The sequence below is a fragment of the bacterium genome (genome assembly GCA_016702305.1).
Lineage (GTDB): Bacteria > Electryoneota > RPQS01 > RPQS01 > RPQS01 > JABWCQ01.
In genome coordinates this window covers 327640-343099 of record JADJEH010000017.1, presented here as the reverse complement: position 1 = coordinate 343099, position 15460 = coordinate 327640, and the positions used below count along the sequence as shown (strand labels likewise).

The following is a 15460-nucleotide window of genomic DNA, read 5'->3' as shown; positions in this document are numbered from 1 at the left end:
GAACGTCTTGCCTGAGGCAAGACCTAGGTCTTTCCCGCTCAATCCAGTCTATTCAGGAAATCCTTGATGACGGTCAGGACAAGATGCTCGCGAGCGGACTGGAACGGATGATTGGTGTCGGGGAAGACGGCCAGCTGACCGTTGGGCAGCGCATCGGCCAAGTCACCGGCTTCATTGACGGGGACGAGTTCGTCGCGGTCGCCAACGGAGACGAGCACCGGTGTCTTGAAGTCTTCCAATTCGAATTCGGTCAAGCCGGTGTCCGGTAGATTCAAAACCATCTTGGCCAGCCACGGCATGAGGGTTTCGAGATTGTCGCCGTGCACCGCGCGCAGACGTTCGAGGCGCTCGGGCTTATTCTCTTCCATCCAGGCCAGATCAAGTTCGGCTGACATGTTTTCGGCCTCTTCGCCCGACCAGTAGAACTTGGTGCCGTGCATCCAGATGGCGACGACGCGCGTCGGGTGTTTGAGCGCATAGTGAATCGCCGCATAGCCGCCCATCGAATAGCCGAAGATCACGGCGGGTTCAGTCTTGAGCGACTGGAACAGCGCTTCGAGTTCTTCGGTGAGCACGCGGAAGGTGAACGACTTGGTCATATCGCTCTGCGCATGGCCGGGCCAATCAATGGCAATCACCGTATAGCCGAGGTCGGCGATGGGCTTCATGTAGTTGCGCCACTCGGAATCAATTGTGCCGAGCATGGAGGGCAACAGGACAATCGGCGGGCCGTTACCGATGGAGGTGTGTTTTAGCATGGGAGGTTCTATCTATGAGAGTTACAAAATGACCTGAAGAAGAAGCTGCGGTGCTTCCGTAGATTTACAATCCTTCGCTGACGGCGTCGAGCAGGTCGAGCTCTTCGAGCGACAGGCGCTTGCCGGCGGCGGGAATGGAATCGAGGAGCTGTTCAACCGATGTCGCGCCGATAATCGGGCTGGTGATGAACTCTTTGGAGAGCATCCATACGAGCGCAGTCTGCGTCATGGTTTCGCCGCGCTGCGCAGCGACATGCGCGAGCGATTCGAGCGTGCGCACGACCTGCGGGGTGAGTTTGTCCTGCGCGCGGCCGTTGATCGTGTGGCGCGCGTTAGCCGGGCTCTCTTCGTTGGGACGATATTTGCCCGTCAACAAACCGCCTTCGAGCGGCGAATAGGGAATCACGCCGACTTCGGCATCGGTGCAGTAGGGCGCGAGTTCCTTTTCCACGTCGCGGCGGCAGACGAGATTATATTTCGGCTGCGTGGAGACGAACGCGGGTTCGCCTTTCATCGCGGCGTAGCCGTTCATCTTGGCGTGCATCCACGCGGGGAAATTCGACAGGCCGAGATAGCGCACCTTGCCTTGATGCACGAGTTCGCCGAGCGCTTCAACGGTTTCTTCGATCGGGGTGCTCTCATCAGGATAATGGCACTGATAGAGATCGATGTGATCAATCTTCAAGCGGCGCAGCGAATCTTCGCACGCTTTGATCAGGTGCATCCGCGACAGTCCTTCACCGGACGGGCCGTCCCACATACGGCCGCGCGCCTTGGTGGCGATGACGACGTCGTAGCGCGACTTGGTTTTCAGCCAATTGCCGATATAGGTTTCCGACACGCCGCCGGGATTGCCCTCGACCCAGCGCGAGTAGATGTCGGCGGTGTCAATCAGCGTGATGCCGTGATCGAACGCGACATCCAGAATTTGATGCGATTCGCGCTCATCATTGCGCCAGCCCATGGTCATAGTTCCGAGGGCAAGTTCGGAGACTTGCAGTCCGGATTTTCCGAGTCGTCTGGTTTCCATCTATCTATTTCTTTCGGGGATCGTTATACACATTGCCTTTGCGCGGCGGATCAGTGGCCGGTCGCACGTCGGGCATGGGGCTGTCTTTGAATTGGGGTGCGAGATCCGAGTTGATCTTGGCCCATTCGGGCGCCAGATCGGGGTCGTCCACGATGGCTTCGACGGGACATTCCGGGACGCAGGCACCGCAGTCAATGCACAGTTCGGGATCAATCACAGCGAAGATTTCGCCTTTGAGTTCTGCCGGGTAGATGCAATAGACCGGGCAGACCTGCATGCAGGAGGCGTAGCGTTCGCCGAGGCATTTTTCGGTGATGACAAAAGTCACGAGGCGAGTCCTCAATTTCCCCGCGGGTGTCCGGGGGGATCAACGGGGCTGTCAGGGCTTGCGAAAAGAGGCGCAAGCGAAGCCCTAAGCTATTGGAAATTAAAGAAAAGCGGCCAGTCTCCTGTCCGCTTTGCGGTGGCCCATTGGCCACTTAAAATATGGTGAATTCAGGGGTAAGATGCAAGGCGAAGGGGGGGTTCACAGAGGCGGTAAGCACGAATTCTGAAAAAGTGGTAAAGTAGTGCTTCAGAGTTCCTGTTCACTATTACATGATTAAGTCGTAAATTCAAAGCGCAAATAATCGTGTCGGTCTAGAATTGCGCTAATAGTACGTGAGGAGTAGTCATGGAATCCTGCCCAAACTGCGGCCAGGCGGTTGCCGCCAGTGATACTTATTGCCATAACTGCGGTGCTAAGGTTGGCGGTCGCCACAGGCCTAACGGCATCACCATCCTTGCGGTGATGATGATTATTCTTGGGTCGCTGGGTTTATTGGGTTCGTTTCTGGATGTTCCGACGACCTTGCTTGGTATGATCCTCACAGGCACTCCGGCTGCCCTTATCGGACTTCTCGAATCAGGCGTAGTCGTCTATTGCGGGATAGGCTTCCTGCGCATGAGCGATCTAGCCCGCAAGGCAATGATCGGACTGATGATCTATCGAATTATCAACGGGCTGTTGATTATTCCAAGATTGGACGAATATCGGGCGCTGGCCGATCCGAGCACAAATCGGATTGATTCCCCGATGGCTAATACAATCGGCCACTTCACAGGAATAATCATCAGCGGGCTGATGATCGCATTCTTGCATTCGATACGAGAGAAATTCGCGGATAAGCCTAAGCCGATTTCCGAATAGATCAAGAGCGGCCCGGTCAAATGACCGGGCCGCTTCCATTTGATACCTTGCCGACAACTTTACTCTTTCCCGCGCTTCTTCAATTCCTTGTCAATCCAATAGACGGATGACGGGCTGTCTTTCAGCGCTTCGAGTTTGTCGAGGATCGAGGATGCGGTGGCTTCTTCTTCGAGCTGTTCTTCGATGAACCAGTGCAGCATGACTTGCGAGCGGTAGCACTTTTCGGCCAGCGCGACGGTGTAGCAGTCGTGAATGTTCTTGGAAATCTTTTGCTCGTGCTTGAGTGACGCGCGGAAAATATCCACGGGCGACTTGATCGTGAGCTTCGGTTTGTCAATGCCCGTCAACTCGACTTCGTGACCGCTGTCAATCAAGAAGTCGTGGATCTTCATGGCGTGTTCGCGCTCTTCTTCGGCCTGATGGCTCATCCAGTTATAGAAACCTTCGAGGTTATTGGCCTTGGACCACGCGGCGAGTTGCAGATAAACGTACTCGCTTTCGAGTTCGTGATTGACTTGCGCGTTCAGCGCTTCGTACATTTTTTTCGACAGCATATTGGGTACTCCGTGCTTATTGAAGCAGAATTGTCTTTGCGGTGCGAAATGTTCGCATGATAAGGAAAGGGCCGGCCTGAGAAACTCAGCCGCAGGAATCGGGACTGCATTGCCAGGACTTCGAGTCACACGGCTGGCTGCCGCACCGGGACTGACCGCACCACGTCATGGGTCCGAACAGCACGATCAGCAGGGCGACGACGAGCAGCGCGTGCCAGAATTTGATGGGCTTCACGTTCAGAACGACGACGGTCACAACCTTGTTCCACGTCAGAACCAGCAAGATCGCGGCGAGCAGCCACCAGCCGATCCCCATCAGGGCGCAACACGCCATTGAGCAGCCTTCAGCACAACACATGATTATTCTCGAAAGGTGAAGGAGTGAGTTGCAATACCGTCGTACAGATTAGCGCGGCGACGGCAAGCGATGCTGCCGCCACGCAACGACCAGCAGCACGATGCCGGACAACAGGACTGCGCCGCTGATGTAGAATTCCAAAAGGTGAGTGAGATCGTCGGCCACGAAGCCGAATCCGATGATGCCCAGCAGCGTCAACAGCGCGCCCGCCCAGAGAGCTGGACTCGTGGGCACCGCACTGTGCATGCGGCGAGCACGCATGGCCGCGGCTACCAGCGCGACTCCGAAGAGCAGGATGGCGCTGACGGCGATCAGCTCGCCGGGATGCCGCAGGTCGTCGGCAACAGTGGTGTAGCCGAACAGGCCGGTCAGAATCATGACCGAACCGAGGTAGAGGAGCGGGTCCTTCATGTCAACCTCTCTGGGTCCTGCTTGTAGTTCAAAGGGTTACAAGCGTTTCCGCAAAAAACGGGGTGAGCCGCAAGGCCCACCCCGTAAGTTACGCAAAATACCGAGAAATGGCAAACCTACTGGCGAGCCGGCGTTCCTGGCGGTGACTGGACGGAGATCGAGTCGTCGCGGAAGGTGACGGTGTAGTAGCCTTGTGCTTGCGTGGTGATGATGCCTGTATCCGTATAGGTTCGCGCCGTGGTTGAATCAATTGTCGTGAACGGCCCGGCGGTGTTCGCGGCGCGTTGAATGTAGTACTCGTCAATGCCGTCCGGGAATTCCCAATTGAGAATCACGTCGTTTCCGGACGAGATAACAGTCAACAGCGGACCGACCAGAAGTGAGTCATAGGCCACGCCCGACCAGCGTCCGAGGTTATCCTGAGTGCGATAGCCGATCCGGTAATAGCCGACGTCAAAGCCGGTGAATACCTGCGCGAACGGTTCATTGCCTTCGTCCCAGGTTCCGTCTGTCGGCAGCGGCACGTTGACTCCGTTGCCGATTCCCGGATCATTGCCGACAAAAACTTCGGCGGCGACGATGGTTCTGGGCAGCGAGTTCTGAAACGGTGACATGACAATAAACGCGCCGTTGTGTACCGGGCCGACTCTTCCGGTGTTATCCGTGGGCCGGATATTTAGCAGATGCAAGCCGACCGGAATGCTATTGGAGGCAATTAGCTCGCTGATGTTGATAATGGGTGCGTCAACATTGTCAACCACCGTCGGCGGGTTCGAGTCCACCCAATATTCAAACGACGCGACACTCCTTGTGACAAACGTCGGTCCGGCAATCGGCAAGTACTGATTGGTGATCACGCTCACGCGGCCAAGATCATCGGTAATGCGAAACTTGACTGAGTGCAAGATTCCGGGCGTCAGGCTGACCGTGGAGATGACCTGCGCCAGATTCGCCGGATTAACATCCGCGATGTCCACCGGCGTAAAGGCGTCGCCATCCACCGCGTATTCAAACTGCGTGACAAGTCTGGTGACATGGTTGGGCGCGGAAATGGCAAGGTAGGCCAAGGTCGTCGGACCGGTGCGGCCCGTGTTGTCGGTCACGCGCAGATTGACTCTGTGCAAAACGCCGGGCGCCAGCGCGACCGTTGACAGCAGTTGATTGAGATTCACCGTGCTCGCGTCGGTGACATCAACAATCGTGTACGAGCCGTCATCAACGGACCATTCAAACTGCGTCACGAGCAGCGGCACTTGCGATGCGGCGGATACAATCAGATAGCTGTTGGTGACGGGACCCCAGAGGCCGAGATTGGTGCGCACGCGCACGAACACTCGATAGAGATTGGGAGTCAAGCTACCGGTCGGAATTGTCCAGGCGAGCGGAACAGCGGCGCTGGGAGCCGCAACGGTGATCGCCGTGGCCAGGCCGGGGCCCGGATCCGCGCCGATATAATACTCAGCATTCGTGATGGTCGGTTGCGCGAAAGCAGCCGACGCCACGACAAGGCCAAGTATGAGAAGGAATCTTCTCATGTTGGTACCTCTTTGCGGTTAGAGTATTATTGCGGTCCGACGCGACCGATGGCCGTAGCGTTGACGGGCGTGCCCTGTCCAACGACATTGGGAACATTGACAATATTGACGGCCCACGGATAGTTGGGCACGCCGTTGTCAATCAAGGGACGCGGGCCGCCATAGACGCCGACATCCGAACGCGAGCCGTTGACATCCAGAATGCCCGGGTTGCCCGCATCAATCAAGTTTGAACCACCGATGAGGTTCAAGTTGGTTGTGCCGATGACGTAGTTCAATGCCGTGTCATAGGTGACAAACGGATTGCTGGGAATGGTGATGTAGTTCGTGCCGATCGCCGTAACGCCCGCGGGTCCCGCGTTGTAATCTACTAATGAAGCTCCGGGAATGGTGCCCCATGACGGAGTGCCGACAAAATCGAAAGCGGCGTTGTTGATCAAGATGCTGGCAGGTGAACCGGTGGAGGTGTTGAAGATCACGTTCCAATTCAGGAAGACGGTGTTGTAAACTTCAAGCGGACCGGTTGCGGCGGTGCCAGAACCAATCGCCCAAGCGCTTCCGGGGCTGGGAGTGACCATGGAGGCGACGATGCAGTTGCGTAACATACCACCAGCGCGTGGTCCTTCGATGCCATTCACGAATTGGTAGTTATGCAGGACTATGCAATCTTCCATATACAGTCTGCCCAAGCCTGTAGCCGTCCAGTTCACCGCATTTGCATTAACTCCACCTGTGACCAAACACCGGCGAATGGTAATGGAGTCGCAGTTAGCAGTTGCGTTATAGAGTCCGGACTGGCCGGCTCCGCTACCGTTGAGGCGAATTCCCTCAACGGAGCTGCCGGTTGCGGTTGTCGCGCTGAATTGAAAAGCTCCTGAGTTGCCTAAGCCATTCACGGTAGATTGGTCCCATCCCGCGCCAATCCACGTCAAACGCTTGGTAATGACGACCGAAACAGGTTCGTTGTAAGCGCCGGGGCCGACGAGAATCGTGTCGCCATTCACAGCGGCGGCATGCGCGGCGCTGGGCAGCGTATAGGTACCGGCGCCGGTTTGTGAGACGTAGCGGAGAGTTGCCTGTGCCGAAGAGCAAAGCAACAATGCGAAGGCGGCCAGCCCGAATGCAAGTGTTTTCATACGTAGCCCTTATTGTTCAAACGTGAGCGGAAATCGTCTTGGACGACTATTTGGCGGCCGGAGTGCCCGGCGGCAATTGCACCGCAATCGAATCATCGCGGAAGGTGACGGTGTAGTAACCTTGTGCCTGCGTTGCAATGATCCCTGCGTCAGTGTAAGTGCGGGCGGTAGTCGAGTCAATGGTCGTGAACGGTCCGGCGGTATTGGCGGCGCGTTGGATGTAGTATTGGTCAATACCATCCGGGAATTGCCAGTTGAGAATCACGTCGTTACCGGCGGACGAGACCACGAGAATCGGGCCGACCAGCACGGAGTCAATGACGTTGCTTGACCAGCGTCCGGTGTTGTCGCGGCCTCGATAGCCCACGACGGAATAGCCTACCGGTTGATTGGTGAAGACAGTCGTGACATCTTCTCCGCTCTCATCAAATGCGCCGTCCACCGGAAGCGGAACTGGAATACCGTTGCCGGCGCCGGGGTCGGTTCCAAACCAAACTTCGGCGGCGATAATGGTGCGGGCCTCACCTACTACCGTTGGGCTGGTGACGATGACGAGGGCGCGCATGATTTGTCCAACGCGGTTCAAGTCATCAACGCCGCGAAAATCAATCGCATGTAAGCCGATTGCGAGCGCATTCGTGGAAATAACTTGGTTTACGTTGAAGATCGGAGCATCGGCAGGGTCAATTTGTGTATAGCTTCCACCGTCAATCCGATATTCGGCCAAAGTTGCAAGTCGTGTTTGGCCTGAAAAGTCGTTGCTGATGGTGGCAAAGAAGCCGTCGGTGATGACGCTCGTGCGGCCGGCATCATCTGTTCCTCGTACGCGTACTCTGTGCAAGCCATTGGGCAAACCGATTGTGGAGAGCACGTCGGCCCAGTTGACGGAAGTCGCGTCTGTGACATCCACAGGTGTGAAGGCAGCGCCATCAATTTGATATTGGAGATCGGTGATGACGCGAGTCAAACCAGAGCCATCATTGCTGATGGTAGCAAAGAACCCGTCGGAGATGACGCCTGTGCGGCCGGCGTTATCGGTTCCGCGAACACGCAAGCGATGCAAACCGTTGGGCAGGCCCAGCGTGGCAAGCACATCATTCCAAGTTACTTCTGACGCATCCGTTAAATTGACGTTGGTGAATGAACCCAAGTCAATTTGATATTGCAAGTCGGTCACGACACGAGCTTGGCCGGAGGCATCGTTACTGATGGTGGCAAAGAATCCGTCAGTGACTTGGCTGGTGCGGGTTTGATCGTCTATTCCGCGAACTCGCAAGCGATGCAATCCGTTAGGTAAACCGAGCGTTGAGACAACTTCGGCCCAATTGACGGAGGCGCCATCCACAACATTGAAGGATGTGAAGGAACCGTTGTCAATTTGGTATTCAACGGTTGTGATGAGCCGGACTTGTGCGCTCGCGCCTGACGCGAACAGCAAGCACAAGAGGCTCAGGAGAACCCTGAGTTTCATGGGTGTTTCTCCTCTTGTTTAGTACGCGGGTCCGACGCGGACGGTGGCTCCAGCATTGATGGGGGTTCCGACGCCGACGAGATTCGGGGAAGCGGTCACGTTGATGGCCCAAGGGTAGTTGGGAACGCCGTTATCCACGAGTGGCTTGGGGCCGCCGTAGACTCCGCGATCAGATTGCGAACCATCAGTGAAGTCGAGCAAGCTGGGGTGTCCGCTGTTGATCAGCGCGGCACCGTTGGTCGGGTGCAGATGCAAGTCGGCGTTAAAGCCGGTGTAGTTGACGGATTCATCGTAGTTGACGAACGGATCACTCGCGATGGTTAAGAGGTTTGTGCCGGGCAGAGCGGGTGATGCAGGGCCAGCATTGTAGTCAAAGACTGATCCGGCATTGTAGGTACCAACTGCGCTTGAAGAATTCCAATCCCAGAAGACATTGTTGACCGCGATGACGGGGCCGCCAGCCGTGTTCAGAGCAAGCCATTGACGGGTATTGACGAAAGTGCAATTGTAAATTTCAACGGTGCCGGACGTAGCGTTGCCTGTGATCGAGGAGCCGCTGTTACTTCCAGTCGGGCTGGTAAAGACACAATTGCGGATGACGGTGGGATAGTTAGCATCTGAAACAGCAACATTTTGCCATCCCGCTACGGTGTAATACAAGATGCAGTCCTCAATCGTAAGCCCACGACCTCCGGAAAAATTGAAGTTTGCTTGCGGGTTTGCAATCAGGCAACGGCGCACCGTGCTCGAGTCACAATTATTTGCCGCCTGGAATCCAGCTCCGCCTTGGATATTAAATCCTTCAACCGAGGTTCGATTTGCGGTAGTGGTGTTGAAGTACCATATGCTTGTCATGTTGACGGTCGTTTGGTCCCAACCTGCTCCAATCCAAGTCAGGCGTTTGGTTGACTGATTGACCGTGCTCACACTGTAAGCACCGGGTCCGACCAGAATCGTGTCACCGGTCACAGCCGCAGTGCCAGCGGCGTCAATGGTGGTATATTGTCCGGCACCTTGAGCGGAGAGGTAACGGATGGTGGCGTTGGCGTTCGTGGCCAACAGAATCACGAGGGCGAACAGCCCGGTCGCAAGAGAATTCATGCGTTTGTCCTTAGCTTGTTAAGAAAGTGTCATTTGCCGACCGGAGTTCCGCCGGGCTGTTGGAGCGAGATAGAGTCGTCACGAAAGGTGACGGTGTAGTAGCCGGTGCTTTGTGTCGAGATGATTCCGGTGTCTGTATAGGTGCGGGCGGTCGTCGAGTCAATGACCGTGTAGGGTCCACCGGTCGCCGCAGCGCGTTGCACGTAGTACTGGTCAATGCCGTCGGGGAATTGCCAGTTGAGAATCACATCGTTCCCGAGTGAAGAGACGACGAGGATCGGGCCGACCAATAGTGAATCGTATTCGGCTTGTGACCAGCGTCCGTCATCCGTTTGGACCCGGAAGCCAACCCGGTAGTAGCCAACGGGGAAGTCGGTGTAAACTTGCAGGAAGTCTTCGGCGCCTTCATCGAACGCGCCGTCTTGCGGCAGCGGAATGTCCACGCCGTTGCCGACGCCGGGATCCGCGCCGACGAAGACTTCAGCGGCCACGACATCGTGATCCATGCCGCCTACGAACGGCGATGAGACGATCAGATAGGCGCGATGCGGCTGTCCCACACGACCGAGATCGTCAACAGAGCGCAGATCCACCAAGTGAAGGCCGATGCTCAGCGCATTGGTGGCGATGATTTCGCTGAAATTGATCAGACCGTTGTCGGGATAATCAACGCTGGTGTAGCTGCCGCCGTCAATGCGGTATTCCATCGTCGTCACGAGGCGCGGGGAGTTGGCGGACGTATTCGAGATGACCAGATAGCCGTCGTGAACTTGTCCGATGCGTCCGAGGTCATCCGTCGTGCGCACTTGCAGGCGATGCAAGCCGTTGGTCAAGCCGACAGTGGCCACAATTGCATTCAGATTCACAATGCCGCCATCGGCGACATCAACCGGAGTGAACGCGCCGCCGTCGAAGCGGTACTCGAATTGCGTGACGAGGCGATTCGTATAACCTGCGGTGTTCGAGATCACCGCGAAACCGTCCACGACGAGACCCGTGCGGCCGAGGTCGTCGGTGGCGCGAATGCGCAGCTTGTTCAAACCATCGGGCAGTCCCGCCGTTGAGATAATCTGATTGAACGGTGTGCTTGCGGCATCGGCGACGTCAATGTTGGTGAATGCGCCGTTGTTCCACTGATAGCTCATCGCAGCCACAACGCGCGCGGTACCGGCGGCCGGGCTAAGCAGTACGAACGCATCGGTGGTCACGCCCCAGATGCCGGTCGCGCCAGAGCGCACGCTGTCCATCCGGCAGCGCACTTTGGCGCGCACGAGATCACCGGCATTGAACGAACCCGTGGCAACGGTGAAGCCAAGCGCTTCAGTTGCTTCGGGTGTGCCGATTGCGATGTCGTTGCCGTTACCAACGCCGGGATCGGCGCCGGTGTACCATTCGCACTCGGTGACGACGGCGGTTTGCGCGAACGCAAGCGAGCCGAGCGCCAGCAGCGCGAGCAGAAGAATCTTCTTCATGCTGAGATTCTCCTTGGGTTTAGTACTGGGGTCCGACGCGGCCCGTGGCGGTAGCGTTGACAGGAGTGCCGACACCCACGAGGTTCGGATTCAAGAGGATATTGACGGCCCACGGGTAGTTGGGCACGCCGTTATCCACGAGCGGCTTGGGACCGCCGTAGACGCCGCGATCCGACTGCGAGCCGTCGGTGAAGTCAAGCAGTGACGGATGCCCGCTGTTGATGCAGCTCGCGCCGTTGGTTGGGTCGAGATGCAGGTCGCTCGTGCCGTGCTGATAGTTCAGCGCTTCGTCATACAGGACGAACGGGTCGCCAGCGAGCAGCAGCGCATTCGTTCCCGGAGGAGTAATCGTCGTGGCGGCGTTGTAATCCCACACGCTCAAAGCGTTGTACGTACCGACTGACGGCGAGGCGAGGAAGTCGTGGAAGATATTATTGATGCCGACGACCGGACCACCGGCGGTGCTGAGGGTGAGCGGTGCGGAGAAGCCGAGGAAGACGCAATTGTAAAGCTCCACCGTGCCGGAAGTCGAGGTGCCGTAGAGTGCCTTTGTCAACGTATTCGTTCCGGAGTTCGCGAAGACGGTGTTGCGAATCGTCGTGGGGAAGTTCGAGTTGGCGATCGTTATTTGGCCGGTGCCGTTCGTAGTATAGGAAGCCGTGAAGATACAATCTTCCACGGTCAGCGAACGGGCGCTCGACCAGCTCAGGATGGGAGTGGCGGTTACCGTGGAGTTAAAGCGGCACCGGCGAAACGTGGATGAGTCGACGGCGGACGACGTGCCGAAGAATGTACTGGTATTGCAGTAAAAGCCCTCAAAGGACGAACGATTTGCGCCGTTGAGATACCATTCCTGGGTCATAGTGATCAAGGTTTGATCCCAGCCTGCGCCGATGACGACGTAGCGTTTGTTGGCTTCGTTGATCTGGGCAGCCACGGAGAATGACCCTGGTCCGATTAGAAGTGTGTCGCCACTGACAGCCGCGGTTACAGCCGAGTTGATGGTTGTGTACGTTCCTGCACCCGAAGCGGAGACGTAACGGATGGTTGCCGAGGTAGAGCCGACGAGTACTAACATGAGGGCCAGAAGCCCGGTCGCAAGCGATTTCATGCGTTGTCCTTTCAAGAAAATGACGGAATTAGCTGGAATATCGAAATACCCGGTAATATACGAAGAAAACGGCTCAAAATAAATGTGGAAGTGCCCATAAAACAAACAGGTAGAATATGACTGATATTGTATTATAACAACTTAGAGTAAACCAATTTCGCTGACCCTCCACCCGCCTCTCGCAACGAAAACGGCGAGCCGTGAATCGGCTCGCCGTTATGTCATTTCGTGGTGCTGTAGAGTAAGCTATTTCAGCAGGACGATTTTGCGGGCATCGGTCCGGCCCGGCGCGGTCAGGCGCACGAAGTAGAGGCCGCTGGGCAAGCCATTCGCATCGAAGGTCAGGCGGTGCAATCCGGCGGGCTGTTCAGAGTCCAGCAGAGTGCGCACATTGCGTCCGGTGATGTCAATGACGTCAAGTGTCACGTGTGCCGGAGTGGGCAGTGCGTATTCGATGGTCGTGCTGGCGTTGAAGGGATTGGGGTAGGTGCCGGTGATGGTGAAGTCGGTGGGGAGCAGGTCGGGGATGGGGTCGGCGGAGACTTGCCAGGCTTGGATATACACAGTATCGGCAACATCTGTGGGCAACGAAAAACCATCGTTTCCAACCAGCGAGAGAACAACTTCGTTTGTCGTAAAATACCATACAGGAACTTCAATTGAATCAAATGTCACATGGTATGATCCATTAGGATCACCGCCACGCCATACATCCCGCACCAGTAAGTGAAGTCTACCATCACCACCGGAATCAGCGACGACAAAATTCTCGACCGAAAACCGGATGTAAGGATAGTTGTCATTGCTCCACCACAGAGTGTCCGGCGGCTGCCAGGGCCACGTGATTGAAATGGAGGGAAGCAAGGAAGTCACATGCACAGAATCCACCACGCGCGGCTCGAGCGGTTGTAAATCAAGGTCGAACAGTTCAACACGAATTGTATTCAACCCTTCGACGAGCGGCATGGAATACACGCCGTCTTGCTGAAGCGTATCAACCGCTATGCCGTTATCAAATATCAGGACGGAGCCTTCGCGGTTGTTCGGACCAAGGTTAAAGTGGTCAACATCGAACACAAGATCAACACTCGCGGCATGCACAATAGCACCGTCTTCTGGCGCATCAATGCGGACGAGCGGTGGAATATCCTGCAACGGCCCGAGCGAGCCGCTGGAATTAACGTTCTGCGCATAGATGTCCATGTCGCCGTCACGGGCGTCTGGCCACGCCGCGATAATCTGATTGAACGAATTCAGGCAGGTATACGGGCGGCCTTTTTCGCTGACCGCGGAACACATTGTCGTGATCGCCGGTGTCCATGCCGACTGCCCGGCCTCGGTCAGTTGGCTGGCGCGAAGGAGTGTGCTGATCTGACTGCCCGGCGCATACTGCGAATAGAAGACGGCGTAGTTTCCGTTCTGGACATAGGCCTTCACGTTGAAGCACGGCTCGGCGGAGAGCGGTGCGATCACCACGCCGTTCATGTTCCATTGCGGCTGTCCGCTCGTGTTCAGGTACTGTGCTTGCAAGCCGCCTTGCGATTGACTGGTGTTGGTGGCCTGATAAAAAATCACCACCCCGATACCGGTATTGACTGCGGACGGCGACATCTGCAATTCAGCGGCGGAGGCATCCACGCTCACGCCGTTAGCGGTCCAATGGGCCACGCCGTCATTCTCAATATGCTGGACGTAGCAGTGATGCACATTGCCGCGCGCATCGTACCAATAGACGTAGACCCCGCCCGCGCCGTCGCTGATCAGGTCAGGGCGCATCTGGATGCCGATGCCGCTCAGGTTCATGATCTCGATGCCGGGTTCAACCCACCTTGCGCTGCCGTCGTCGTTATAGGCGCGAACATAGAGGTAACGCGGCGACGTGAATTGCGAACCCTGTTGCGCAAGGTAGGACAGAGCAAATCCGGTGCTATCGAGCGCCGCCAGACGCGGAATCGAAACACCATTCGCCTGGGTGAAGTAGATCAACTCCGGATCAAACACATCGTTGCCGTCGGCGTCGAGCTTACGCACGTGGATAAAGGTTTCTTCCTGCCACGCAAATACGACATCTCCGTTGGCCATGGCCAGAATTCGCGGGTCGGGTTCGAAGCCGTCGTTACTCGACAGCGCGATGCCATCCGCACCCCACCGAAAGTCCTGCTCCGGTCCGATGCTGTAAACCGTAATGTCGCGGTCGCTGCCGTTGCGAATGTCGTTAATCGCGAGAATACAATTGTCCGACACATCCGTAGCAATATCCCAATCGGTCAGCCAAGTGTCTTGCGGGTAATCGGAAATCAGTATGCCACAGGGATCTGCCCACTGCGGAACGCCGTTGGCGTCCAACCGCTGCAAGTAGATGTCATAGTTCCCGGAGGCCAGATCCTGCCAGGCGATGTAGCAACCACCATCGGAAAGGGCCGCAATCTTCGGCAGCGCTTGTTCACCGGTGTGATCGCAGATGAGCAGGTTCTGCGCGGGATCGGTCGGCCACTGGGCAAGTGCGGAGAGGGTGCAGAACAGAGTGAATAAGGCGCGCTTCATAAGCCACCTCCACGAGGGGATAAAGAAAAGGTCAAGATAGAAAAACAGAAAAAGCCGGGCGTCCCCGATTACCGTCCCAGCACATAGATCGTCCACGGCGCGACGGTGGTTTCGCTTTTCCAGGCGAACGGCTCTTCGGGTTTGCCGAGCGGGCGGTGCAGCTCGAGAACTTGCAAGCCAGCTTGCGCATACAAATCGCGGTATGCAGCTTCAGACCATATCACATCCACGACGGGCCGCGAGTCTTCCACGTCGGTCATGATGATCTTCACCTGCTCCCCGCTGCGGGCGGACTTGTTCTCGGGGAAGTGTTTGGTCGTGAACGAGGCCCACTCGTGCGTGTAGATTTCCGGGGAGGAGACAAGATTGATGAAGCGTCCGCCGTCGTGCAATCGCGCGGCGAGCTCCCGGAAATAGACGAGCTTTTGTTCGGCGGTTGGAATGTTGTCGAACGTGAACGCGGAGAAGATCAAATGAAAACGCCCGTCGCCTAAGGCGTCGAGCGTTTCACTGGTCTGAATATATAGTCCCTGCGGATCGCGTACTCTCGCCCGCGCCAGCATGTCTTCTGAAATGTCCGCGCCGACGGTTTGCAGGCCGAGTTTCTTTAAGAAGCGGGTCGAGCGTCCTGCACCACAACCGAAATCAAGCGCAATGTCGCCGTGAACATGCTGGACAATCAGTGCGGGAACATCTCTAAACGCCAGGTAGTACGTGCCGGGGAATTCGAGCTGGTCGTAGGCCGCGGCACGGCGATCATCTTCGTAAACGTTGGAGAAGGACATGGATT

15 protein-coding genes are annotated in these 15460 nt (G+C 56.6%); 1 reads left to right on the top strand and 14 read right to left on the bottom strand.

The genetic code is table 11. The features are described 5' to 3' along the window. Positions 1–38 precede the first annotated feature (38 nt). From IPH10_12635 to IPH10_12625, 3 genes are all read right to left on the bottom strand, one after another. Positions 39–758 (bottom strand): alpha/beta hydrolase, encoded by a 720-nt coding sequence (locus IPH10_12635; GenBank protein MBK6911755.1) that lies wholly within the window; start codon positions 756–758, stop codon positions 39–41. Between the two features lie 64 nt (positions 759–822). Continuing rightward, on the bottom strand, positions 823–1788 hold the full coding sequence (locus IPH10_12630) for an aldo/keto reductase (GenBank protein ID MBK6911754.1): 966 nt from the start codon (positions 1786–1788) through the stop codon (positions 823–825). A gap of 4 nt (positions 1789–1792) precedes the next feature. After that, positions 1793–2116 (bottom strand): ferredoxin family protein, encoded by a 324-nt coding sequence (locus IPH10_12625; protein MBK6911753.1) that lies wholly within the window; start codon positions 2114–2116, stop codon positions 1793–1795. Positions 2117–2461: 345 nt separating this feature from the next. On the opposite strand from IPH10_12625, the gene IPH10_12620 reads away from it, so the two are divergent. Further along, positions 2462–2977 (top strand): zinc ribbon domain-containing protein, encoded by a 516-nt coding sequence (locus tag IPH10_12620; GenBank protein MBK6911752.1) that lies wholly within the window; start codon positions 2462–2464, stop codon positions 2975–2977. 59 nt (positions 2978–3036) lie between these two features. On the opposite strand, the gene IPH10_12615 is transcribed toward IPH10_12620, so the two are convergent. From IPH10_12615 to IPH10_12565, 11 genes are all read right to left on the bottom strand, one after another. Beyond that, positions 3037–3531, bottom strand: coding sequence for a ferritin (locus tag IPH10_12615; protein MBK6911751.1), 495 nt, complete (start codon positions 3529–3531; stop codon positions 3037–3039). Between the two features lie 85 nt (positions 3532–3616). Further along, a complete protein-coding gene (locus IPH10_12610) occupies positions 3617–3889 on the bottom strand; it encodes a hypothetical protein (protein ID MBK6911750.1) in 273 nt (90 codons plus the stop codon). Between the two features lie 48 nt (positions 3890–3937). Further along, a complete protein-coding gene (locus IPH10_12605; protein ID MBK6911749.1) occupies positions 3938–4300 on the bottom strand; it encodes a hypothetical protein in 363 nt (120 codons plus the stop codon). Positions 4301–4416: 116 nt separating this feature from the next. Continuing rightward, positions 4417–5835 carry a hypothetical protein gene (locus tag IPH10_12600; protein ID MBK6911748.1) on the bottom strand — a complete coding sequence of 473 codons (1419 nt, stop codon included), beginning with the start codon at positions 5833–5835 and terminating at the stop codon, positions 4417–4419. Positions 5836–5861: 26 nt separating this feature from the next. Beyond that, positions 5862–6971 (bottom strand): hypothetical protein, encoded by a 1110-nt coding sequence (locus IPH10_12595; protein ID MBK6911747.1) that lies wholly within the window; start codon positions 6969–6971, stop codon positions 5862–5864. A gap of 46 nt (positions 6972–7017) precedes the next feature. After that, positions 7018–8442: a hypothetical protein gene (locus IPH10_12590; protein MBK6911746.1), complete on the bottom strand. Its 1425-nt coding sequence runs from the start codon at positions 8440–8442 to the stop codon at positions 7018–7020. 18 nt (positions 8443–8460) lie between these two features. Continuing rightward, positions 8461–9543, bottom strand: coding sequence for a hypothetical protein (locus IPH10_12585; protein ID MBK6911745.1), 1083 nt, complete (start codon positions 9541–9543; stop codon positions 8461–8463). A 29-nt stretch (positions 9544–9572) separates the two neighbouring features. Beyond that, positions 9573–11015 (bottom strand): hypothetical protein, encoded by a 1443-nt coding sequence (locus tag IPH10_12580; protein ID MBK6911744.1) that lies wholly within the window; start codon positions 11013–11015, stop codon positions 9573–9575. 19 nt (positions 11016–11034) lie between these two features. Then, complete coding sequence (locus tag IPH10_12575) at positions 11035–12126, bottom strand: hypothetical protein (protein ID MBK6911743.1); 1092 nt, start codon at positions 12124–12126, stop codon at positions 11035–11037. Positions 12127–12372: 246 nt separating this feature from the next. Continuing rightward, complete coding sequence (locus tag IPH10_12570; protein MBK6911742.1) at positions 12373–14670, bottom strand: T9SS type A sorting domain-containing protein; 2298 nt, start codon at positions 14668–14670, stop codon at positions 12373–12375. Positions 14671–14738: 68 nt separating this feature from the next. Beyond that, a complete protein-coding gene (locus IPH10_12565) occupies positions 14739–15455 on the bottom strand; it encodes a class I SAM-dependent methyltransferase (GenBank protein MBK6911741.1) in 717 nt (238 codons plus the stop codon). Positions 15456–15460: the final 5 nt, after the last annotated feature.